This is a genomic window from Novosphingobium sp. HNCC26DJ243 (assembly GCF_057180545.1).
Genome location: NZ_JBXUGN010000001.1, coordinates 1,204,336 through 1,225,646, shown reverse-complemented (window position 1 = coordinate 1,225,646; position 21,311 = coordinate 1,204,336). Strand labels below are relative to the sequence as shown.

General features: G+C 64.3%; 19 protein-coding genes and 1 tRNA gene. 11 read left to right on the top strand and 9 right to left on the bottom strand.

Features of this window, described 5'->3' with window-relative positions:
* Positions 1 to 23 precede the first annotated feature (23 nt).
* From tsaD to AC2A04_RS05885, 4 genes are read left to right on the top strand one after another with little or no spacing between them, the layout of a single operon-like run.
* Positions 24 to 1,076 carry a tRNA (adenosine(37)-N6)-threonylcarbamoyltransferase complex transferase subunit TsaD gene (gene tsaD / locus AC2A04_RS05900; RefSeq protein ID WP_484211356.1) on the top strand — a complete coding sequence of 351 codons (1,053 nt, stop codon included), beginning with the start codon at positions 24 to 26 and terminating at the stop codon, positions 1,074 to 1,076.
* The gene (locus AC2A04_RS05895; RefSeq protein ID WP_484211355.1) at positions 1,073 to 2,068 is read left to right on the top strand and encodes an NAD(P)H-dependent glycerol-3-phosphate dehydrogenase; all 996 of its coding nucleotides are present in this window, start codon (positions 1,073 to 1,075) and stop codon (positions 2,066 to 2,068) included. Before tsaD ends, AC2A04_RS05895 begins: the two co-directional genes overlap by 4 nt.
* Positions 2,061 to 3,548, top strand: coding sequence for a lipopolysaccharide biosynthesis protein (locus tag AC2A04_RS05890; protein ID WP_484211354.1), 1,488 nt, complete (start codon positions 2,061 to 2,063; stop codon positions 3,546 to 3,548). The genes AC2A04_RS05895 and AC2A04_RS05890 overlap by 8 nt, the downstream gene beginning before the upstream one ends.
* Before the next feature lie 21 nt (positions 3,549 to 3,569).
* Positions 3,570 to 4,109 (top strand): hypothetical protein, encoded by a 540-nt coding sequence (locus AC2A04_RS05885; RefSeq protein WP_484211353.1) that lies wholly within the window; start codon positions 3,570 to 3,572, stop codon positions 4,107 to 4,109.
* Between the two features lie 33 nt (positions 4,110 to 4,142).
* Here the strand turns inward: AC2A04_RS05885 and AC2A04_RS05880 are convergent, their stop codons facing one another.
* Together AC2A04_RS05880 and uvrB are read right to left on the bottom strand one after the other, a co-directional pair.
* Positions 4,143 to 4,709 carry a hypothetical protein gene (locus AC2A04_RS05880; protein ID WP_484211352.1) on the bottom strand — a complete coding sequence of 189 codons (567 nt, stop codon included), beginning with the start codon at positions 4,707 to 4,709 and terminating at the stop codon, positions 4,143 to 4,145.
* Positions 4,709 to 6,898: an excinuclease ABC subunit UvrB gene (gene uvrB, locus AC2A04_RS05875; protein ID WP_484211351.1), complete on the bottom strand. Its 2,190-nt coding sequence runs from the start codon at positions 6,896 to 6,898 to the stop codon at positions 4,709 to 4,711. Before uvrB ends, AC2A04_RS05880 begins: the two co-directional genes overlap by 1 nt.
* Positions 6,899 to 7,009: 111 nt before the next feature.
* Between uvrB and AC2A04_RS05870 the strand changes: the two genes are divergently transcribed.
* The 7 genes from AC2A04_RS05870 to AC2A04_RS05840 all read left to right on the top strand — a co-directional run bounded on the left by AC2A04_RS05870 (position 7,010) and on the right by AC2A04_RS05840 (position 13,558).
* Entirely contained in the window at positions 7,010 to 7,558 is a 549-nt protein-coding gene (locus AC2A04_RS05870; RefSeq protein ID WP_484211350.1) for a DUF3617 domain-containing protein, read from the top strand.
* A gap of 119 nt (positions 7,559 to 7,677) precedes the next feature.
* Positions 7,678 to 8,472: an esterase/lipase family protein gene (locus AC2A04_RS05865; protein ID WP_484211349.1), complete on the top strand. Its 795-nt coding sequence runs from the start codon at positions 7,678 to 7,680 to the stop codon at positions 8,470 to 8,472.
* Positions 8,473 to 8,602: 130 nt separating this feature from the next.
* Positions 8,603 to 10,036 carry a circularly permuted type 2 ATP-grasp protein gene (locus AC2A04_RS05860; protein ID WP_484211348.1) on the top strand — a complete coding sequence of 478 codons (1,434 nt, stop codon included), beginning with the start codon at positions 8,603 to 8,605 and terminating at the stop codon, positions 10,034 to 10,036.
* A 16-nt stretch (positions 10,037 to 10,052) separates the two neighbouring features.
* Positions 10,053 to 11,000 (top strand): alpha-E domain-containing protein, encoded by a 948-nt coding sequence (locus AC2A04_RS05855; RefSeq protein WP_484211347.1) that lies wholly within the window; start codon positions 10,053 to 10,055, stop codon positions 10,998 to 11,000.
* A gap of 12 nt (positions 11,001 to 11,012) precedes the next feature.
* A complete protein-coding gene (locus tag AC2A04_RS05850) occupies positions 11,013 to 11,825 on the top strand; it encodes a transglutaminase family protein (protein WP_484211346.1) in 813 nt (270 codons plus the stop codon).
* 83 nt (positions 11,826 to 11,908) lie between these two features.
* Positions 11,909 to 12,673, top strand: a complete 765-nt coding sequence (locus tag AC2A04_RS05845; RefSeq protein ID WP_484211345.1) for a proteasome-type protease — start codon at positions 11,909 to 11,911, stop codon at positions 12,671 to 12,673.
* A gap of 264 nt (positions 12,674 to 12,937) precedes the next feature.
* Positions 12,938 to 13,558, top strand: a complete 621-nt coding sequence (locus tag AC2A04_RS05840; protein ID WP_484211344.1) for a response regulator transcription factor — start codon at positions 12,938 to 12,940, stop codon at positions 13,556 to 13,558.
* A 54-nt stretch (positions 13,559 to 13,612) separates the two neighbouring features.
* Here AC2A04_RS05840 and AC2A04_RS05835 read toward each other — a convergent pair whose 3' ends face one another.
* From AC2A04_RS05835 to AC2A04_RS05805, 7 genes are all read right to left on the bottom strand, one after another.
* A complete protein-coding gene (locus tag AC2A04_RS05835; RefSeq protein ID WP_484211343.1) occupies positions 13,613 to 14,278 on the bottom strand; it encodes an extensin family protein in 666 nt (221 codons plus the stop codon).
* Between the two features lie 78 nt (positions 14,279 to 14,356).
* Positions 14,357 to 14,432, bottom strand: a tRNA-Val gene (locus AC2A04_RS05830).
* A 64-nt stretch (positions 14,433 to 14,496) separates the two neighbouring features.
* Positions 14,497 to 16,248 carry a cation:proton antiporter domain-containing protein gene (locus AC2A04_RS05825; RefSeq protein WP_484211342.1) on the bottom strand — a complete coding sequence of 584 codons (1,752 nt, stop codon included), beginning with the start codon at positions 16,246 to 16,248 and terminating at the stop codon, positions 14,497 to 14,499.
* An 82-nt stretch (positions 16,249 to 16,330) separates the two neighbouring features.
* On the bottom strand, positions 16,331 to 16,936 hold the full coding sequence (locus tag AC2A04_RS05820; RefSeq protein ID WP_484211341.1) for an SCO family protein: 606 nt from the start codon (positions 16,934 to 16,936) through the stop codon (positions 16,331 to 16,333).
* Positions 16,937 to 17,032: 96 nt separating this feature from the next.
* On the bottom strand, positions 17,033 to 18,568 hold the full coding sequence (locus tag AC2A04_RS05815; protein WP_484211340.1) for a DUF4139 domain-containing protein: 1,536 nt from the start codon (positions 18,566 to 18,568) through the stop codon (positions 17,033 to 17,035).
* Positions 18,565 to 20,046: a DUF4139 domain-containing protein gene (locus AC2A04_RS05810; RefSeq protein WP_484211339.1), complete on the bottom strand. Its 1,482-nt coding sequence runs from the start codon at positions 20,044 to 20,046 to the stop codon at positions 18,565 to 18,567. The genes AC2A04_RS05815 and AC2A04_RS05810 overlap by 4 nt, the downstream gene beginning before the upstream one ends.
* A gap of 201 nt (positions 20,047 to 20,247) precedes the next feature.
* A complete protein-coding gene (locus AC2A04_RS05805; RefSeq protein WP_484211338.1) occupies positions 20,248 to 21,228 on the bottom strand; it encodes a MarR family transcriptional regulator in 981 nt (326 codons plus the stop codon).
* Positions 21,229 to 21,311: the final 83 nt, after the last annotated feature.

Sequence of the window (21,311 nt, the reverse complement as noted above, 5' to 3'; positions counted from 1 at the left end):
TTATCTCTAGAGGAAAGCGCCTGATGGCCCTGATCCTTGGCATAGAATCCAGTTGCGACGAAACCGCGGCCGCGGTGATCGACAGCAATGGCGCGTCGCTCGAGACCCGCATCGTGGCGCAGCGCATCGCTTCGCAGGACGAAGCGCACCGCCCTTATGGCGGCGTGGTGCCCGAGATTGCGGCGCGCGCGCACGTCGAAGTGCTCAGCCCGATGATCGAGGCGGTGCTGGCCGATGCGGGGCTTGGCCTTGGCGATATGGACGCGATTGCGGCAACCGCTGGGCCGGGGCTGATCGGCGGCGTGATGGTAGGGCTTGTCACGGGCAAGGCACTGGCGATGGCAGCGAACAAGCCGCTGATCGCGGTCAACCACCTCGAGGGCCACGCGCTCTCGCCGCGTCTGGCTGATCCTGCCCTGCGCTATCCCTATCTTCTGCTGCTGGTTTCGGGCGGGCACTGCCAGATTCTCGAAGTGGCGGGCGTCGGGCAATATCGCCGCCTTGCGACGACGATCGATGATGCGCTGGGGGAGGCATTCGACAAGACCGCCAAGATCCTGGGGCTGGGCTATCCAGGAGGGCCGGCAGTGGAGCGCATGGCGCGCGAGGGCAATTCGCGCGCGGTGCGCCTGCCGCGACCGCTTGTGGGCAGCGGAGAGGTGCATTTCTCGTTCGCCGGGCTCAAGAGCGCGGTGATGCGGGCCAGGGATGCCGGGATCCATGCCGATGCCGACATCGCGGCATCATTTCAGGCTGCGGCCATCGACTGCGTGATCGACCGGACGCGGATCGCGCTGGAGGCTGCGACCCCGGGGATGACCGCGTTGGTCGTGGCAGGCGGGGTTGCGGCCAACACGGCGCTGCGTGGCGCACTGGAGGCATTGGGCCGTGCGCATGACCTGCCTCTGGTCGCCCCGCCGCCGAAACTGTGCACAGACAATGCGGCGATGATCGGCTGGGCTGGCGCGGAGCGCTTTGCTCTGGGATACACGGACCCGCTCGATGTGGCAGCGCGCCCGCGCTGGCCATTGGATGACAACGCCGCGCCGGTGCGCGGTGCGGGGGTGAAGGCATGACCTTGGAAGTTGGTGTCGTGGGCGCCGGAGCCTGGGGCACGGCACTGGCGCAGATGCTGTCAAGCGACGGGCGCGAAGTCCTGCTGTGGGCGCGCGAGAGCGAACTGGTGGCACAGATCAACGACGATCGCCGCAACGGTCTGTTCCTGCCCTCGGCCAAGCTCAATCCATCGATCCGCGCGACCGACGATCTGGCACAGATGGCCAGCGTGCCGGTTCTGTTGCTGGTGACTCCAGCACAGCATCTGGCGCGCGTGCTGGCCGGGATCGGCCGTGATCATGGCGACGTGGTGCTGTGCTCGAAGGGGATCGAGGCAGGGACTGGGCGATTGATGGCTGATGTGGCACGCGATGCGGCACCCGGCGCGAGCCTTGCGGTACTGTCCGGGCCGACGTTCGCGCATGAGGTGGCAGCAGGTCTGCCGACGGCAGTCACGCTGGCCTGTGCCGGGGGCGAGACGCAGTGGAACCGCCTTTCGGCGGCGATCGCGCGGCCTGCATTCCGGCCCTATTATTCGGATGACGTAACCGGGGCCGAGATCGGCGGGGCGGTGAAGAACGTGCTGGCGATCGCCTGCGGTGTGGTCGACGGACTGCAGCTTGGGCAGAACGCGCGCGCCGCGCTGATCAGCCGCGGCTTTGCCGAAATGCAGCGCTTCGGACTGGCCCTGGGGGCCAAGCCGGAAACATTGTCGGGCCTTTCGGGTTTGGGAGACCTTGTGCTGACCTGTTCTTCCACATCGAGCCGCAACTTCTCGCTGGGCAAGGCGCTCGGCGAGGGCGCGAGCGTGGGGGACGTGCTGGGCGCGAAGAATTCGGTCGCGGAAGGGGCGTTCACTGCGCCGGTGCTGGCGGAACTTGCGCGCGCGCGCGGAATCTCGATGCCGATCGTGGAAGCGGTGGTGACTCTGCTGGATGGCGGCGCGCCGGCACGCGAAGTCGTGGCAGGGCTGCTGTCGCGTCCGTTGAAGGCGGAAAACCCGCTTGTCTGAGGCTTCGACACCACAATCCGGTCAGCAGGACATTGCCGCGCTGGCCAAGGGCGGGCGCACGAATTTCCTCGGTTTCCTGCTGCGTCTTCTGGCGCGCATCCCGTTCCTCATCATTGCCAGCCGTTTCTATGGAGCGCCTGCCATGGGGCGCTTCGCCTCGGCGCTGGTCATGGTCGAATTTGCAGGGATGCTGGCAACGCTGGGGCAGAAGCGCGGCCTTGCGCAGCGACTGGCCGAAGGCGACCAGCATCCTGCCAACAGCGTGGGCGACTCGTTCCTGCTGGCGATGGCGCTGTCGCTCGGCATGGGTGCTGTGATCTATGCCTTCCCGCAATCGATGTACCCGAGCAGTAGCTTCACGCTGGCCGATCGGCTGCTGGTTCTGGCGATTCCGGGGCTGGCCTTGGGAGACCTGGCGCTGGCGGCACTTGCCTATCGGTTCGACGTGGGGGCGACGGTGCGGGCGCGCTCTGTGGTGGAACCGTGGACGATCTCGATCGCGGCGGGCGTGTTCTACTTCGTTTCACCCGCTTCAGGGCTCAGCCTTGCCTATCTCCTGTCGGTCTGGGCGGCGACGGCGGTAGCGCTGTTCTCGCTGGTCCGGTCCTATGGTCTGCCAGCTGCGTGGAAGCCGCATCCGATGCTGCTGTGGCAACTGGCGGTCCGTAACGTGCCGCTGGCCGGAGCTGACGCCGTGGAATGGGGGACGCGCAAGCTCGACGTATTCATCCTGCGCTTCTTCGTGGGTGAGGCGCCGCTCGGCATCTACTATTTCGCGCAACAATTCGCCTCGTTGCCGCAGAAGCTGAAGACCAGCTTCGAGCCGGTGCTGGGGCCGGTGATCACCCGCAGCGTCAAGGACAAGGACTACGCCGCGATCGCCAAGCAGGTGTGCCAGGTCGGCTTCTGGATCGGCGCGGCGCAGATCGGCATAGCGATGGCGCTGGGCATTCCGGGCGAGGGGCTGATGGGACTTGGCGGCCCAGCCTTCGTTTCGGGCACCGCCGCGCTGGTTTTCCTGCTGGTGGCAGAGGTCGTGGCGTCCAAGGCGGTCGTCAGCGAGGCAGCTCTCGTCTACCTCGCGCGGATGCGCAACCTGTGGATCAGCCTTGCGACCATCGCGTTCCAGGCGGTGCTGACGATCGTGCTTATCGTGGCAGCACGCAACGCCGGATGGGGACCGATGTATGTCGCAGCAGCAGCGGCGTTGGCGCTTGCCCTGGCGCTGGGGCTTTCGTCGGCCGTCAAATCGCGCGTGCTTGCGCGGTTGCTTGGCCGCAGCATCAGCAACTGGCGCTGGGGCCTTGCCTGGGCGATCATACCGGCTGCAGCCGTCGGCACGGCCGTAACGTGGTTGCCCGAGTGGGCCGAACTTTCGCTCGGCATTCCCGCCATTCTGGGTATTTATTGCTACATGTTGTGGGTCCGTTCGTTCGGGCCAGAAGACCGCGTGCTGTTCCGCAAGCAGCAGGCGGCATGATCTGCACGGGGGTGTGTTGATATGCGCGAACTGATCGAGGCCCATCAGGTGGTGGTGGCAGGCATCGTCCTGCTGGTGGCGTTCATCACCTGGTGGCTGTGGGGCAGGACGAAGCCCGCGCCGGCCAGACGGGATTATGTCGATGTCCTTTCCGAAGGCGCGGCTCCAGCCGAGCGCAACAGCGCGCTGATCGAAGCGCCCAGCGCGGCCGCACTGGTAACCCCGCCGCCGGGCATGGGGACGATGGCAGGCATTGGCGAAATCGTTGCAGCCGCGGCGAGCGAGGAGATTGTCGAGTCGGCCCCAGTCGCCACAGCGACGCAAGGTGACGATCTTGGCCGCATCAAGGGCGTCGGGCCAAAGCTCAAGGCTCTGCTCGCCTCGCTGGGCATTACCAGCTACGCCCAGATCGCGGCCTGGTCCGATGAGGACATCGCGCGGATCGATGCGCAACTGGGATCGTTTGCAGGCCGGGCCACGCGCGACAATTGGATCGAACAGGCACGGTTGCTGGCGAGCGGGGATACCGCCGCTTACGAGGCAAAGTTCGGCAAGGTCTGAAGCCGCACTTCTTCCCGCGCTTTCATACCGGAATTAGTCAACCGCTTGCGTGGGGGCGACGGGTTCCGGCGCACTCGTCGGAGCGGTTGCACGGCAGCGCGCGATAACGTCGCGGACCGCGCCGCCGGCCGGGACCTTGATCATCCCCGCGCCCGGAAGCGTTCCGGTATAGGCTCCGCCAAGCACTTTTACACGGGCATCGTCTGCGGCAAGCGTACCTTGCCACATATAGCCGCGCTGCCCCGCTATGGCCGTCGCATCGACCGGCAGGCGCAGAATGCCCTCGCTGCCGACAAGCGCGAACAGCGCCTGCGCGCCAACCGGTGCATAGGCATTGCGCGTCACCACCAGCACGCCATCGCGGCAGGCGACCGAGACCAGCGGCTGCTCGCCAGCCTTGCCGAATCGCGCGGACATGCCATCGGGCGATCCCGCCCAGACCTCCGGAGAAGACCCGTCCTGCACGCCCGGCAATGCCTCACCCTCGGGCAGCGCCATGCGCACCGCGTTCTCGGGCGCGCCCTCACGTGTGAGCGGGGCAGGCGATTTCGAGCAGGCGGCGAGAGCGAGCGCGGCAATCGCAATAATCCTGGTCCTCATCACTTCCCCCACTTCGTCTTCTGGCTTTTCCCGTACCGAGTCTTCCTTGTCCCTGGCTTGCCCTCGTTGCTTCGGCCGACGATCGGGGCTTTTCGATCTGCTTCGGGCAGGCCGAGTTCAGTGGCTTCGAGACGGCGAATTTCATCGCGGAGGCGGCCCGCTTCTTCGAATTCCAGATCGGCCGCCGCGTTGCGCATGCGCTTTTCGAGGTCCTCGATATAGCCGCGCAGGTTGTGGCCGACGAGATTGTTGCGCTCGCCGTCCTCGATGTCGACGATGACGCCATCGCGGCTGGCGGTGTCGGCGACGATGTTGTGGATGTCGCGCTTGATCGTGGTGGGGGTGATGCCGTGAAGGGCGTTGTATTCCTCCTGCTTGGCGCGGCGACGGTCGGTCTCGGCGATGGCGCGTTCCATGCTGCCGGTCATGCGGTCGGCATAGAGGATGACGCGGCCATCGACGTTGCGCGCGGCGCGGCCGATGGTCTGGATCAGCGAGGTTTCGGAGCGCAGGAAACCTTCCTTGTCCGCGTCGAGAATGCAGACAAGGCCGCATTCGGGAATATCGAGGCCTTCGCGCAAAAGGTTGATGCCGACGAGCACGTCATAGACGCCAAGCCGCAAGTCGCGGATCAGCTCGATGCGCTCCAGCGTCTCGACGTCGGAGTGCATGTATCGTACGCGCAAGCCCGCCTCGTGCATGAACTCGGTCAGGTCCTCAGCCATGCGCTTGGTCAGCGTGGTGACGAGCGTGCGGTAGCCCTTGGCGGCGACTTCCTTGCACTCGTTGATGCAGTCCTGCACCTGGTCCTCGACCGGGCGGATGAACACCGGCGGGTCGATCAGGCCCGTGGGCCGAATGACCTGTTCGGCAAAGACGCCGCCTGATTGCTCCATCTCCCACGAGGCAGGCGTGGCCGAGACCGCGATGGTCTGCGGGCGCATCGCGTCCCATTCGTTGAAGCGCAAGGGGCGGTTGTCGATGCAGCTTGGCAGGCGGAAGCCATATTCGGCGAGCGTCAGCTTGCGACGGTGGTCACCACGCGCCATCGCGCCGATTTGCGGCACGGTCTGGTGGCTTTCGTCGAGGAACAGCAGGCAGTTGTCGGGCAGGTATTCGAACAGCGTCGGCGGCGGCTCACCCGGCAGGCGGCCGGTGAGGAAGCGGCTGTAGTTTTCGATCCCCGCGCACGAACCCGTCGCGGCGATCATCTCGAGATCAAAGTTGGTGCGCTGTTCGAGCCGTTGGGCCTCGAGCAGCTTGCCTTCCGCTTCCAGCTCCTTGAGCCGTTCGGTTAGTTCGAAGCGGATTGCGCTTGCGGCCTGCTTCATCGTCGGGCCGGGGGTAACATAGTGCGAATTGGCATAGACGCGCACGGTGTCGAGCTTGGCGCCGGTCTTGCCGGTGAGCGGATCGAATTCGGCAATCGTCTCGATTTCGTCGCCGAAGAAGCTGATGCGCCAGGCAGTGTCGTCGTAGTGCGATGGGAAGATCTCGAGATTGTCGCCGCGCACGCGGAAAGTGCCGCGCGCGAACGCGGTGTCGTTGCGCTTGTATTGCAGGGCAACCAGCTTGCGGATGATTTCGCCGCTGTCGACCGACTGGCCGGCCTTGAGATCGAAGATCATCGCCGAATAGGTCTCGACCGAGCCGATGCCGTAGATGCACGAGACCGAGGCCACGATGATCACGTCGTCACGTTCGAGCAGCGAGCGCGTGGCCGAGTGGCGCATCCGGTCGATTGCCTCGTTGGTCGAGCTTTCCTTTTCGATGTAGGTGTCTGACCGGGGGACGTAGGCTTCGGGCTGGTAATAGTCGTAGTAGGAGACGAAATACTCGACCGCATTTTCGGGAAAGAAGCTCTTCATTTCGCCATAGAGCTGCGCGGCGAGGATCTTGTTGGGGGCAAGGATCAGCGCGGGGCGCTGCAGTTCCTCGATCACCTTGGCCATGGTGAAGGTCTTGCCCGAGCCGGTGACGCCGAGCAGGACCTGCGTCATGTCGCCTTCGCGAGCAGCAGCCACGAGATCGGCTATGGCGGTGGGCTGGTCGCCCGCGGGCTGGTAGTCGGAGACGACCTTGAACGGACGTCCGCCCTCGACCTTGTCAGGCCGGGCAGGGCGATGAGGCACGAACGTGCCGGATGTATCGGGCTCTTCGAGCCCCCTGCGGATTACGAGTTCGGCCATGGAGCGGATATGGGGAACAGAACGCGTCCGCGCAACCGGAGTGACAGGGCGCACTGGTGCTTTCGGGGCAAGGTGATAGCTTCTTGTTCGAGACGAGAAAGGACGAAGCCCATGCGCGCCGCAATTGCCCTGATCCCGCTGATGATGCTGTCTGCCTGCAACGATGGCGCTACCGTGGAGAAGAAGAATGCCAGCACCGGGGAAGTGGCCAAGTCCGTTGCCGATGCGGGGATGAAGCTCAATCCCGGTCGCTGGGAGCTGACGATGCAGTTCAGGAAGTTCGAGGTGGAAGGCATGCCGCCCGAGGCAAAGGCCGCGATGGGCAAGATGCTGGGGAAGACCCGCACTTTCGCCTCGTGCCTGACCAAGGAAGAGGCCGAGAAGCCCGGCGGCAAGTTCTTCGGCCAGCAGGGCGAGGATTGCCGCTATGACAGCTTCAGCATGGGTGGCGGCAAGATCGACGCCACAATGACTTGCGCAGGCAAGGGCGAAGAAGCGGGCACTACTGCCAAGATGACGCTCGCCGGAACCTACAGCCCCGACAATTATGACATGGCGATGGACATGACCGGCACCGCGCCCAACGGCAAGGCCATGGTCATGCAGATGGGGCTGGTTTCCAGGCACATGGGTGAATGCAGGGGCGACGAGCAATCCTGATCATGACTTCCCCAAGGGCACCCAACTGCCTGATGTCCCGTTTCTTGACGCAAATGTGAAACAATTGCACCGTGCTGGCGTTCATCCGCGGTTAGGCCGATAGGGCGCAGGCAATGGCGATGATGTTCAGGCAAGACAGTGGCGGGAATAAAGGCGCGCAGGTTTCTGCCCGCCTTGCCGCGCTGCGCGACGAGTTCGTGCGGCGACAGACACTGGCGTTCCAGCCACGTCCCGAGGGCCCGCGCGGCCCTGCGTGGGAGCGGTTGCTGGGCGAGCTGCGCACCCCGGTCGAGCACTGGCAGGCGCTGCGCCGTCCGCGCGGCGTAGTGGAGGCAGCCGGGCCTTCGCGGCCGATCATGCTTCTGCCGGGCTTCGGCACGCATCCGGTGCGGATGAAGCCGCTCGGCCGCGTGCTTGAGGCAGCAGGTCACCGGGTCAGCGATTGGGGGCTGGGGTTCAACTTCGGCCCTAGCGAAGAGCGCTTTGAGCGCCTGTGCGAACGCGTCGTCGCGATGGCGCGCAAGGAAGGCGAGCCGCTGGCACTGGTCGGCTGGAGCCTTGGCGGGATTTTTGCGCGCGAAGTGGCGCGGCTCCATCCCGAAGCGGTCCGACTGGTGGTGACCATGGGCACTCCGTTTTCGGGCGACCGGCGGGCAAACAACGCTTGGCGTGCCTATCAGTTGATTGCCGGCCACTCGGTCGATGCACCGCCGATCGGGCAGGACATGTCGGTCAAGCCGCCGGTGCCGACGGTTGCGCTGTGGAGCGCGCGTGACGGGATCGTGTCGCCGCGGTCTGCGCGTGGCCGAAAGGGTGAACGCGATCTCGCAGTGCCGCTGCGTTGCACGCACCTTGGCTTCGCCGCGCACCCCGATGTTGCCGATACCGTCAAGCGATTGATCGACGCCTACTAATCGGAACTCGTCCGGCCGCGCTCACGCACGGTCCTCCACAGCCGTTCCAAAATATTTCGCAGGTGCAGCATTCGCGCGCTTGGCAAACCCGATTCGTTGTGCAAGCTTGGGTGCCAGACGGGATGTGCCTATGAAAATAACTCTGCCCTCGTCCTATGACGAGATGCTCGAAGCCGACGGCTCGGTAAGGCCTGCATACGCAGGTTACTGCAACTGGCATGACGAGCAGCCGCCGGACCTCTTGCGGCGCAAGGGCACCGAGGCTGAAGCGTTCTTCCGGCGCACCGGCATCACTTTCAATGTCTATGGCAACGAGGACGCCGAAGAGAGGCTGATCCCGTTCGACATGGTCCCGCGGATCATCACCGCGCAGCAATGGCGCAAGCTTTCGCGCGGGATAGAGCAGCGCGTGCGCGCGCTCAATGCTTTCCTGCACGATCTCTATCACCGCCAGGAAATCGTGCGTTCCGGCCGTTTGCCCGCGCGCCTGCTGAAGAACAATGAGGCGTTCCTGCCCGAGATGGTCGGCTTCACGCCGCCGGGCGGGGTCTATACCCACATCGTCGGGATCGACCTTGTCCGCACGGGCGAGGACGATTTCATGGTGCTCGAGGACAACGCGCGCACGCCGTCCGGCGTCTCCTACATGCTGGAGAACCGCGAGACGATGATGGCGATGTTCCCCGAACTGTTCACCCGCGTGCGGGTGCGCGAGGTTTCGGACTATCCGCGCCGTCTTGCCCGCAGCCTCGCGGCCTGCGCGCCGCCTGCGTGCGACGGGCGGACGCCGGTGGTCGCGGTGCTGACGCCGGGCATCTACAATTCGGCCTATTTCGAACACGCGTTCCTTGCCGACCAGATGGGCGCCGAGCTGGTCGAAGGCAGCGATCTCAGGATCGAGAACGGGCGCATCGCGATGCGCACGACGCGCGGGTATCAGCCGATCGACGTGCTCTATCGCCGGGTCGACGACGAGTACCTCGACCCGCTGACGTTCAATCCCAATTCGGTGCTGGGCGTATCGGGCATCATGGACGTCTATCGCGCAGGCGGCATCACGATTGCCAATGCGCCGGGCACGGGGATTGCCGACGACAAGGCGATCTATTCGTTCATGCCAGAGATCGTCGAGTTCTACACCGGCGAGAAGCCGATCCTGCAGAACGTGCCGACCTGGCGCTGCGCCGAGCCCGAGGCGCTCAAGTACGTACTCGACAACTTGGCCGAACTGGTAGTCAAGGAAGTCCACGGTTCGGGCGGCTATGGCATGCTGATCGGCCCGACCTCGTCGCGGAAGGAATTGGCGGCATTCGAGGCCAAGCTGCGCGCGCGGCCGGAGAACTACATCGCGCAGCCGACGCTTTCGCTCTCGACCGTGCCGATCCTGACCAAGGCAGGACTTGCGCCGCGTCACGTCGACTTGCGGCCTTTCGTGCTGGTCAGCCCCAACGGCATCGACATCACGCCGGGGGGTCTCACGCGTGTCGCGCTCAAGAAGGGATCGCTGGTCGTGAACTCGTCGCAGGGCGGTGGCACCAAGGACAGCTGGGTACTGGACGACTGATGCCCAAGGAAATCAAATGCTAGGACGGTCTGCAAACGGCATTTTCTGGCTGTTCCGCTACCTTGAGCGCGCGGAGAACATTTCGCGCCTGATCGAGGCCGGTTTCCGCATGGCGCTGACGCGTTCGGCTTCGGACGCGACCGACGAATGGCGCTCGCTGATCGTCACGCTGGGTCTCCAGCCCGCGTTCGAGGCGCGACATGGACGCGAGTACACCGGCCCGCACGTGTTCAACTTTATCCTGCGCGATCGCGACAATCCCGGCAGCATCCTGGCGATGACCGAGGCCGCGCGGCTCAACGCCCGCATGGTCCGCGCCGGGATCACGCGCGAAGTGTGGGAATCGGTCAACGATGGCTGGATGCGCCTCAAGGAAGCGCTCGCGCGACCCGTGCCAGAAACGCGGCTGGGCGATGTGCTCGATCTGGTGCGTCGGCAGTCGACCCAGGTCCGCGGGGCCATGGAAGGCACCATGCTGCGCAACGAGATTTACAACTTCGCGCGCATGGGCAGCTTCATCGAACGCGCTGACAATACCGCGCGCATTCTCGACGTGAAGTATTACGTGCTGCTGCCCTCGGTCTCCTACGTGGGATCGAGCCTCGACAACGTGCAGTGGGAAAACGTGCTGCGCTCGGTCGCGGGTGAGCGTGCCTATCGCTGGCTCAACGCCGGACGCATGGACCCGCGCGGCATCGCCGAATTCCTGATCCTCGATGGCCGTTTCCCGCGAAGCCTGGCGTTCTGCTATTCCAAGCTGCGCTCCAATCTTTCGAGCCTTGCGCGTGAGTACGGCAACGAGATGCACAGCCACGAGATTCTGCGCGATGCCGATTGCCAGTTCCACCAGGCGACGATCGAGGGCATCTTCGAGCAGGGACTGCACGAATTCATCGGCAAGTTCATCCGCGCCAACACCGCGCTCGCGCTGCAGATCCAGCGCGATTATCGATTCACCGAATAGGCCCTGACTTTCATGCGCATCGAGGTTGACCACACGACGCACTACGTCTTTTCCGAGCCCGTATCGCGCGGGATGCAGCGCTTGCGGCTAACGCCCAAGGCATCGTCCGGACAGCGCGTGCTCGACTGGCACATGGAGTTCGACGGTGCCCACCTGCAGGTCGAATACGATGACTCCAATTTCAATCATGTCTCGTTGATCTCCTTCGACGCAGGTGCCCGCGAAGTTACGATCCGGTGCCATGGCATCGTCGACACCAACGACGAGGCTGGCATCATCGGTCGTCATTCCGGCTTCATGCCCATTTGGCTGTTCCTCGAGCAGACCGACCTTACGCGCACCGGGCAGAGGATGCGCAGCCTGATCGGTTCGCTACCCTCGGAAGGCAACACGGTGGCAGCGCTCCACAGCCTGTCGGCGCAGATCCGCGGCCGGGTTGAATATGCCACCGGCCATACCGATGCCGCGACGACCGCTGAAGGCGTGCTCGCGGCTGGCAGGGGCGTCTGCCAGGACCACGCCCATGTGTTCATCGGCGCGGCTCGCGCGCTTGGCATACCGGCGCGCTATGTCAGCGGATACCTGATGATGGACGACCGCGTCGACCAGGAAGCGGGCCATGCCTGGGCGGAGGCGTTCGTCGAAGGGCTGGGCTGGGTCGGCTTCGACATCTCGAACGGGATAAGCCCCGATGCGCGCTACGTCCGCGTGGCGACAGGCCGCGACTATCGCGATGCCGCACCGATTACGGGGATAAGGTACGGATCGCGAGACGAGTCCATGCACGTGAAGCTTGCCGTGCAGCAGCAGCGTGTGGAACAATAGGACGCGCTGACGACCGAGGGGGTCCGGAGTCGCCGCGCGCGCCGGACGAGGTTATCGCATCGGCAAGACATCGGGGCAGGCCAATGACGTATTGCGTGGGAATGATGCTCGACAAGGGACTTGTCCTGATGAGCGACACCCGCACCAACTCGGGCGTCGACAACATCTCGGTGTTTCGCAAGATGTTTCACTGGTCGGTGCCCGGCGAGCGCCAGATCACGATCATGACCGCAGGCAACCTTGCCACGACGCAGGCAGTGATTTCGCAACTGGAAGAGCGCAACAAGGCGCCGTGCGATCGTCGCCCATCCATCCTCGAAGCCCCCACGATGTTCCAGATCGCCACCCAGGTGGGCGGGCTGCTGCGCGGCGTGATCGAGGGTCGCCAGGACGGCGGCATGCAGAGCGAAGGCCCGCGTTTCACCGCATCGATGATCGTGGCAGGACAGATCAAGGACATGGAGCCGCGCCTGTTCATGGTCTACCCTGAAGGCAACTTCATCGAGGCGAGCTTCGATACGCCCTTTTTCCAGATCGGCGAAACCAAGTACGGCCGCCCGATCCTGCTGCGCGGCTATGACCGCTCGATGACCTTCGAGAACGCGGTAAAGCTGATGATGGTCTCGTTCGATTCCACGCTCGCGGCAAACCTTTCGGTCGGGCTTCCGTTCGACCTGATGGTGATGGAACGCGACCGGTTCGAGCCGCTGCACAATCGTCGTATCCTGGCCAGCGATCCCTATTTCAAGTCGATCTCGTCAAGTTGGAGCGAGGCGTTGCGCCAGGCATTCCATTCACTACCCGATTATTCCTTTGCCCAGGATGGTGAACAGGCGGGCGGCAACTGATCGCGCTTGGACAGCCAAATGCGCGCAACGGCGATACATCGAGGTTAACCGCAGCAAGCGGCGGGCCATCCGATTCGACGGTTGTTGACCGCAAACGGTCAAATCGCACCGGATGAACCGGTCCGGCACACGCGATTTGGTCCGTTCCCGAAGAGATCATCCTAAGGAAAAACGTGTAGCTGAGCCGTCTTTGCCAGCTTATTCAGTTCATTACGAAGCTAACGCCTGTGGCCATATCGCATAAGTGCGTGGTTAATCAGCGGCATGGCTGATCGTGTAACCCTTCACATCCTCGATGGTGACTCCGCCCGCAGGGCCCAGCTCGCACGCCTCGCGTTCGCAGCCGGGCACCACGCCGAAATCTACGCCAATGCTGAAGAGCTGCTGGCGCACGCGCCATCGGGCGGGCTTGTCCTGGCGCAGGATGAACCGGTCGGGCAGGGAATACCTGACTTGATCGCGGCGATGATGCACGCGGGGCACTGGCTTCCGGTGATCGCGATTTCCGATTTGCCTGAAACTTCGGCCGTGGTCCGCGCGATCAAGGCTGGCGCACTCGATTACCTTGCAATGCCGTCGCAGATCGCCCCTCTGAACGAGGCAGTAGCCGGTGCCGCGCGCGAGGCTGACGCATTCCGCGCCCAGCGCGCCCGCGCCGCAGAAGCCCGTCAGCGCATCTCGCGCCTCAGCGCCCGTGAACGTGAAGTGCTCGATCGCCTCGCGGAAGGCTGCAGCAACAAGGCAATCGCCCGCGAACTTGAAATCAGCCCGCGCACCGTCGAAATCCATCGCATGAAAATGATGGGCAAGCTTGGCGCTCGCCACGCAGCCGAAGCAGTCCGCCTGCGCATCGAAGCATCCGGGCTGGAGGACGTGGCGGCCTGACCCGACACCTTTGAGCGGTCTGCAGGGGCGGTCCAACAGGCCGCCCCTTTTTGCTTACCGGCAGAACGCTTTGAGCCCGCCGGGTTCGAGGTGAAGATGATCACGATGGGCTGCGTTGTAGTCGGGCGTCAGGACGGTTCCGAAACGCTTGCAGGCGCTGTCGCGGATCGTCCGCAGGAAGGCGCGGGTCTGCGGTGAGGTCGAGTTCCAGTCATTGACGATGCTGATGCGTCGCCCATCGGCAAGACGGAATGCGGCGACGTCGACGGCGCTGGCCGTCGCATGGGCCGAAAGCCGCGCGGTTCCAGCAACATTGCGGCAGGAATAGCTGCCCATCGTTTCGATCCGGGCGAGCGGGCTGCCGAGAATCTGGCGCGCGGCACGATCGACGCCGAAGCGTGCCCAGCCCTGCAGCGCGCTCGCTACCGGGCATCCCACCGGACCCAGATTGGTGATATCGAGACGTCCTTCATCACCGCGCAGCCAGCCGAGCTTGACGGTGTTGAGGGTCGAACAGCCCGCACCGAAGTACTGGTCGGGCAGCGGGGTGAAATTCGCCTGCGTCGCGCCAAGGCTGGAAAGGCAGGCGCGTCCTTGCGGCGTTTGCGTGATCGAGGCACCGGTGTTGCGTGATGGCTTGCGCCGCGGCGGCTCAGGTGAACCGATGCACCCTGTGAGCAGGGCCGTCAGACACAGCGTCATGATCGCCTTCGTGCGCATGGCCAGAGTCTTGCACAGCGTGGTTAGCGCCGGGTTAACACTGCGATCGACAGTGCGCGTGGGAAGACGGGAAAGGCCTGGTGGGCGCTGACGGGCTCGAACCGCCGACCCTCTCGGTGTAAACGAGATGCTCTACCAACTGAGCTAAGCGCCCCGGGCCTGCGTGCGCCTATTGCCGGGATTGGGGCGGGCGTCAACTCCTGCGGTGGTGATCCTTGTCAGTCCTGCGGCGCCTGCGGTGTGGTGATGATGCGGTCGCGGGCGACGCGGATGTCTCCGGATTCGACCTGGAGCTTGAGCCTCTCGCGGTCGCGCGCGCGGAACATATCCTCGGCGCGGTTGATCGCCTCTTCGGAAAGACCCGCGTCATTCAGCGCCATGCGCGCCATGCGCACCGCGGATTCGAGCACTTCGCGCACGACGGCGCTGGCCGGAGTGCCCTTGAGCCGGATCAGGGCGCGGCGATCATAGGCGCGGACGTAGATTGCGGCGCGCGGGAAGGATTCGTGAACTGCCTCGACAAATTCCGGTGCGATCTGGTCGCCGTCGATGCAGAAGAAGATCATCTCGGCCTCGTCTGCCCCGGCCTGGCGAAGGAGATCGATCCGGGTACCGTCGCCGAAATAAACCTTCGCGCCGAAGCCGGCGGCAACGTCGATCATCTCGATGTCGGTGTCGATCATGGTAACGGGGATGTTGCTGGCGAGCAGCATCTGGCTGACCCCCTGGCCGAAGCGTCCGAAGCCGACGATGATCGCGTTCGAGCCATCAGGCTGGGGGCCTTCGCGCTCGCCGCGTGCAACTTCGGCTTCCTTGCGGAAGCGGCTGGTGGCCATCATCAGGAACGGGGTCGTCGCCATCGAGAGCGTGACCACTGCGCCGAACAGGCTGGCCGCGTCGGGCGCGATCAGTAGCGCTTCCTGCGCCTGGGCAAACAGCACGAACCCGAATTCGCCGCCCTGGCTGAGCAGCAGGCCGAGCGCGAGTGCGCCGCGCCAGGGCATGCGGAAGGCGATGCCGATCGCGAAGATGATCGCGCCCTTGATAACGATGAGGCCGATCGCCATCCCAATGACGAACAGTGGCCGTTCTGCAATCGCATGCAGGTTGAGCATCATGCCGACCGCGAGGAAGAACAGACCGAGCAGGATCGAGCGGAATGGTTCGACGTCTGCTTCGAGTTCGTGGCGATAGGGGCTGTCGGCCAGCATGACGCCGGCAACGAAGGCTCCAAGCGCCGTCGAGAGACCCAGCGCCTCCATGACCGCAGCCGATGCCATGACAGTGAAGAGCGCGGCGACGACGAACATTTCGCGCTCGCCAAGGTTGCCGATCAGCCGGAACAGCGGGCGGATGACGAAGCGACCCGCGGCGATGAGGCCGGCGAGCGCGGCAGCAGTATAGAGCGCAAGCAGCCAGCCGGGAGGGCCGCCGGCATCGGCGGGATTGCGGCTCATCGCCGAGATGATCGTGATCATCGGGATGATCGAGAGATCCTGGAAGAGCAGGATCGCGAAGGCGCGCTCTCCGAACGGCGTGCGCAGACGCCCGGACGATTGCAGCATCGGAAGGACCTGCGCCGTGGATGAAAGGGCCAGCGGCAGTCCCAACGCAAGGGCTGCGGCCCAGCTGAACCCGGTCGTCAGGCCGACCATGCCAGCGATGGCGAGGCCGCAGGCCGTCACCTGCAGCAGACCGAGGCCGAGGATGTCACGCTTCATCCGCCACAGTCGCGACGGATTCAGCTCGAGCCCGACCAGAAACAGCAGCAAGGTGATGCCAAGCTCGGCAATGCCGAGCTTCTGTTCGGCATCTCCGACAAGCCCCAGGACTTGTGGTCCGACAACTGCGCCTGCGAGCAGGTAACCCAGCGTGGCGCCGAGGCCGAGCCTGCGGAACACGAGCACGAATACCAGCGCGAAGCCTAGCAGCAGAAAACCGTCATGGAGCAGGGAAGCGGGATCAGCCATTTGCCCTGTCTAGCCCGATCGGGCGGCGCTGCAACCGTGCAGGCCCCGGATCCGGGCAAGAACTGTTGCGTGCGCCTGAGTGTTACGACGTACCGGACGCGGCCGGGGTAGGCGCTGCAGGCCCGGGATCGGCCATGACTCCGCGCAGTTTGGCGAGAATGCCCTCCCGACCGGCGTTCGGCTGGATCGTGTCGAAAAAATCGCCGCCTCGGTCGTAGACGAAAACCGATGTCGTGTGCTCGATCGTGTAGCTGCCATCCCCGGAAGGGACTCGCTTTACATATACGGCGGCGCTGTCGGCCACTTCGCTGATAACCCCGGGGTCACCGGTCAAGGCAATGACCGGGCCGTCAAGCAGGGCAATGAACTTTGCCAGCCTTGACGGGGTATCGCGTTCAGGATCAATCGAAATGAAGACGATGCGGAGGTCCCGGTCGCTCAAACCCAATCGTTTGCGCGCCTCGACGAGTTGCGCGAGCATGGCCGGGCAGATGTCCGGGCAATGCGTATAGCCAAAATAGGCAAGATAGGGGTGGCCACGCAGGCTGGCGCGGTCGAAAATGGTACCATTGGAGGCAATGAGGCGATAGCGGCCAGCGCGATCGACGCTGGTTCGGGGCTGGATTGAATGCCAGTAGGCCAAGGCAAGACCGCCCGTGAGCGCGACAAGCAGCATGACCAGCGCCACTGTGTGCCGCCTCTTCAGATTTCCCGTTGCGCCCGTGAGTGTCATTTCCTCCGGAATATAAGCCCGGATGGAAATGTCACCACCACAGAGAAGTTTTTAATCCGGCTTAACCACTTTGTAAGTGAGCGTTTTCGTGTGGTTTGGGGGCAGCGTTACGGCCCAGATGCTGCGACCGTCCTTGTTGATCAACCGCGAAGAGGGTGAACCAATGCGCGATGAGGCGTCTTTGGCGATGCGGGCTTCGAATCGAACCGGCACCGGCCTTGCGTTGCGAACGACAAGTTCGACGGTCTCGGTCGTGTTCGTGCTTCCGACGATATTGGCTTCGATTGTCACCTGCGTGGCGTCAGAGAGTTCGATCTCGACATCTTCACCCACGGCACGGTCGGCAAGGCCGCCTTCCCCTGCCAGCAGGAGGGCATCGTCATGCGGTTCGAAGACCGTCACCGGGCCTCCAGGCAGGGGCAGGCCGAGCCCGTCTTCCTTGCGGTTGCGGGTGCGCAGCAGTTGCTTCACTTCGTCGACGTTGCCTTCCCAGACCTCCGCACGGTAAAGCGCTTCGACCTTGACGCCCTTCTTTTCGGCCAGTGCAACCTGCTTCTGGGCGTTGGCTGCGACAGTGACAGGCAGCGGAACGCGGTAGAGCTTGAGATCGCCCAAGCCCTCCTGCTGGACCGTGACAGGCGCCGCCATTGGCGCGCGCATCGCTTGCGCGGTGACGACGATGTCAGCCGATTCCATCATCATGGCAGGGACACTGACGGGCACCGGTGGCGGAGCCGGTATCGGCGCAGGAGCAGTCGTTGACAGCGTGCATCGCAGTTCGAGTTCACCGCCCGACGGTTTTTCTCCCTGGTCGTTATCCTCGCGGTTGACCTCGCCTGCAATCACGGCCGTCTCGGCATCTGGAAAGCTGGTGGAATCACTGCTGGCCAGGGTAACCCAAGCCGAGAGATCCGCAGTGCGGCCATCGGGGTTCATGCGGATAACGTAGTTCGATTGCCAGTCGAAGCCCCAGGAGAGGTAGGAGAGCAAGAGCGTAACCCTTTGCGCGGCGGCGCTTTCGGTCTCGATCGATAGCGTGGGCCGGGCGGAAAGGTTCTTTGGCGTTTCGGGGTAGAGAATCTCGTCGCTCAGCCCGCCGCAATTGGCGACTTCGAACCCTGCCGAAGTCTGAAGAATGGCCGCGCCATCGGGCCCCGAGCGGATCACTGCCCGTTCCTCGCGCACGGCACCTGTCGCTGGCACCGTCCGGCGCAGGATCACCGGGCGACCGAACATCCGGGCATAGATACTGCGCGGTGAAAGGAGGTCAGCGTCCAGGTTCTTCTCGCGCACGCCCGATGGCAGGCCGGTGACGATTGCGCTTTCCGGAAACAGACCTGCGGCGACGCCTTCGAAGCGGATCGTGGCCTTGCCAGCCGGGATATCCACCGTGCGTTTCTCGGTGACGAGTGCGTAGCCTTCCAGCCAGTCGAGATCCATTGCGGTATCGCTGTCCCGGTCGGGCGCCCGGTAGACGCTGACCGAGACGCTGTCTGGCGCGGTCGAGGTAACCGCGTCCTGCCCAAGGGCCGGTGTGGCGAACAGGAGCAACGCGAGGATGGCCGTGCGGCGCACCTGTTCGCTCAATACCGCGTGTCGAACTGGACGGTGAGCGTCGTCTCGCCATTGGCGGGGACAGGCACGTTCCACGTGCGTTCATCCGTCGAACGCTGCGTGCCTTTGATGCTTTCGGAAGGCACGCGCGCATCGTGCCACCAGTTGTCGAGGCCAGACTGCACGACCTCGACTGTAACGGGAACGGCGCGGGCGTTGGTGACCTTGTAGGTCATGGTCGTACGCCAGAACTCCTTGGCCTGCTCGAGCGTGACCTCGCGCGCGGGTTCGCCGTTGACGGTGACGCGATAGCGCGAGCTGCGCTCCCATTCGCCCGTATCGATCCGTTCCCGCTTCTCGACCACGGGTAGCACCTTCACATCGAAGGCTTCGCCGGTCTTCAGCGCGAGACTGGAACCCATGGGCGTATGGCCGATGGTATTCTCGCCGATGAACTGCGGCGCTCCTCGCGCATCGCGCATGTAGACGCGCACGGTGCCTGCCGGCAGTGCATCGCCAAGGCCGCTTTCGCGCGCCGAGGAAAAGCGCAGGACGGTGTCGGCGCTTTGCGCCTCGGTCTGGCCCTGCAGCCAGCCGTTGCGGAAGTGGTAGGCCTTTGATGCCGGCGCTGCGGCGACGTCGAGAAAGCTTACCTGCTTTTGCTGCGCATTGGCAACCGTGGTGCGTCCGGCGATCGGGTAGACGTAGAAATCGCCAAGCGTTTCGCGGTTGGCGCTTTGCGTGCCGGGGCGATTTCCGGGCATGATCTGGCGCTGGCGGCGATAATCGGGGCTGCGATAGTCAGGCGCTCCATCGCCAACCGATCCGGCGACGAGAAGCACCTTGGCCTTGTCAAACGTCGTGCCGCTGTTGTTGGTGAGCGTGATCCAGCCCTGCACGTCGATCTTGCCCGCGGATTCGTCGAACAGGGCGACGTAGTCTGCCTTCCAGCCAAACCCGCGCGAAAGGTAGTTGAGCGTGACCGGCCGGGCGCCGGGGCTTGTGGTGTCGAGCGTGACCGACAGGGTCGGGCGAGCGCGCAGGCCTGCGGGCAGACTGGGGAAAATGACGCGGGCGCTGTAGCTTTGCAGAACCTCGATCCGATCGGCAATGCGCACGACCGTGCCGCCATTGTTGGCAAGGATCAGCGCAGACTCCCGCGTTTCAGCGCCGGTTGCAGGATTGGTGCGGACAATCGTGACAGTCTGTCCCACGGCCTTGTCCATCAACTTTTCAGGCGTGAGCAGGTCGTAATCGAAGTTCTGTTCGATGATGCCGGTGCCGCCTGCATTCAGCGTGACTGTCTCGGGCCGGATCGCGGCGGATACGTCCGGAAATTCCTGGCGTGTGCGGCCCAGCGGCAGCGACATCTGCCGCACGTCCTGCACCAGCGCGAGATCGTTGTTGTAGATGGTGAGCGATACATCGCCCTGGGCCGAGGCGGGCACGCCCTGTGCAAGGGCAGTCGCGGGAAGGACGGCAAGGCCTGCAAGAACGAGAAAACCGCGCATCAACCTCTCCTCTTTGCCTCTGGCTAGACCGGCGTGGCCGACAGATCAACGGCAGGCCAGTCCGATTCAGTCGTGAGGTCCGCTCCGGTCATGTGTCCGCCAGACAGGCCGGGAACAGGCGCGCGCCCGGTGCGGAGGCTGACCGGGCGCGCGGTGATCAGGCCTCGGGGGGATAGCCTGACCGGGGACGTGATATCTGTGTCAGACGAGATTCGCGGCGCTACCGACTTCCGCGAAGAAATGGGCCATGGCATCGGCCGCCCTGTCCGACAAGGCGATGAAAGCGCGGCGGCGATCGGTTGCGTCTTCGGCGCGGCAGAACAGCCCCTCCTCGGTCATCTGGCTGATCCAGCGCAGAGCGGTGGTGGGCGGAACGCCCGAGGCGATGCACAGCGAAGTGACCGATACGCGCTTGTGCTCTGCCCGCGCTGCGGTGAGATCGAGCAGCATGTCCCACGCAGGATCGGCGAAAAGATCACTCTGGAAAAAACGGGCGCGCAACTGGCGCTGGCGGATAATCTTGCGCACCAGCCGGGGATCGGGAAGTGCAGGCCGGGATTGCCGCACCAGGCCCTGTGTTGCGGGATCGCGTGCGCCAGTGCCATCGAAGGCGAACGCCGAAGCCTGCACCCCGGTGGGATCGGTGGCAGGGGCCGAGAGCGTCTCGAGCTGATGGGCAAGCTGGGATACCTGCTCGGTCAATCGCAGCAGCGACATGCGATCATGGTCGGACAGTTCGCGCACGCGCGCGCCATCGGCCAGAAGCAGCCGCCCGAGTGCGATCACCCTGTCCGCGCGGCTGGGATTGACGAGAATCTGCACATCGGACTGGTCAAGGCATCCGAACACGTCATCGAGCGAACCCACGCTGGTTGAGACGATCATGCGCGCCCCGCTTCGTGCCACGCGCATGTCGAGATGGACGAGAGCGGCAATGTCAGCGCCCTCGACCACCGGGCAATCGACCACCACGAGATCGCCCAGAGGCCGCTCGGGCTCTGCGATAAGTGCGCCTAGATCCGTGCTGCGCGAAACGCGCAGGCCCGCCGCCGTCGCATCTTCGGCGATTTCGGCCCGCACGTATCCCCGGTCTGCGAAGACCGAAACGGCGAGCGGCGATAGAGGGCGCAGCAGCGCCACATCGTCGGTTGGGTATTCGAACTGTGCCAGTGCCTGCCCCATTGCGCTGTTCCTTAGTAGCTCCACGTATGCGAACAGGTGTGGAACAAACACGGATCAGGTCAAGGACATTTGCCTCGATTTCG

Coding starts and splice junctions, on each gene's coding strand:
- AC2A04_RS05805 (WP_484211338.1), bottom strand. CDS start 21,228: ATGGGGCAGGCACTGGCACAGTTCGAATACCCAACCGACGATGTGGCG.
- AC2A04_RS05845 (WP_484211345.1), top strand. CDS start 11,909: ATGACGTATTGCGTGGGAATGATGCTCGACAAGGGACTTGTCCTGATG.
- tsaD (WP_484211356.1), top strand. CDS start 24: ATGGCCCTGATCCTTGGCATAGAATCCAGTTGCGACGAAACCGCGGCC.
- AC2A04_RS05885 (WP_484211353.1), top strand. CDS start 3,570: ATGCGCGAACTGATCGAGGCCCATCAGGTGGTGGTGGCAGGCATCGTC.
- AC2A04_RS05825 (WP_484211342.1), bottom strand. CDS start 16,248: ATGGCTGATCCCGCTTCCCTGCTCCATGACGGTTTTCTGCTGCTAGGC.
- AC2A04_RS05855 (WP_484211347.1), top strand. CDS start 10,053: ATGCTAGGACGGTCTGCAAACGGCATTTTCTGGCTGTTCCGCTACCTT.
- AC2A04_RS05835 (WP_484211343.1), bottom strand. CDS start 14,278: ATGCGCACGAAGGCGATCATGACGCTGTGTCTGACGGCCCTGCTCACA.
- AC2A04_RS05865 (WP_484211349.1), top strand. CDS start 7,678: ATGATGTTCAGGCAAGACAGTGGCGGGAATAAAGGCGCGCAGGTTTCT.
- AC2A04_RS05895 (WP_484211355.1), top strand. CDS start 1,073: ATGACCTTGGAAGTTGGTGTCGTGGGCGCCGGAGCCTGGGGCACGGCA.
- AC2A04_RS05840 (WP_484211344.1), top strand. CDS start 12,938: ATGGCTGATCGTGTAACCCTTCACATCCTCGATGGTGACTCCGCCCGC.
- AC2A04_RS05810 (WP_484211339.1), bottom strand. CDS start 20,046: ATGCGCGGTTTTCTCGTTCTTGCAGGCCTTGCCGTCCTTCCCGCGACT.
- AC2A04_RS05880 (WP_484211352.1), bottom strand. CDS start 4,709: ATGAGGACCAGGATTATTGCGATTGCCGCGCTCGCTCTCGCCGCCTGC.
- AC2A04_RS05850 (WP_484211346.1), top strand. CDS start 11,013: ATGCGCATCGAGGTTGACCACACGACGCACTACGTCTTTTCCGAGCCC.
- AC2A04_RS05870 (WP_484211350.1), top strand. CDS start 7,010: ATGCGCGCCGCAATTGCCCTGATCCCGCTGATGATGCTGTCTGCCTGC.
- AC2A04_RS05860 (WP_484211348.1), top strand. CDS start 8,603: ATGAAAATAACTCTGCCCTCGTCCTATGACGAGATGCTCGAAGCCGAC.
- uvrB (WP_484211351.1), bottom strand. CDS start 6,898: ATGGCCGAACTCGTAATCCGCAGGGGGCTCGAAGAGCCCGATACATCC.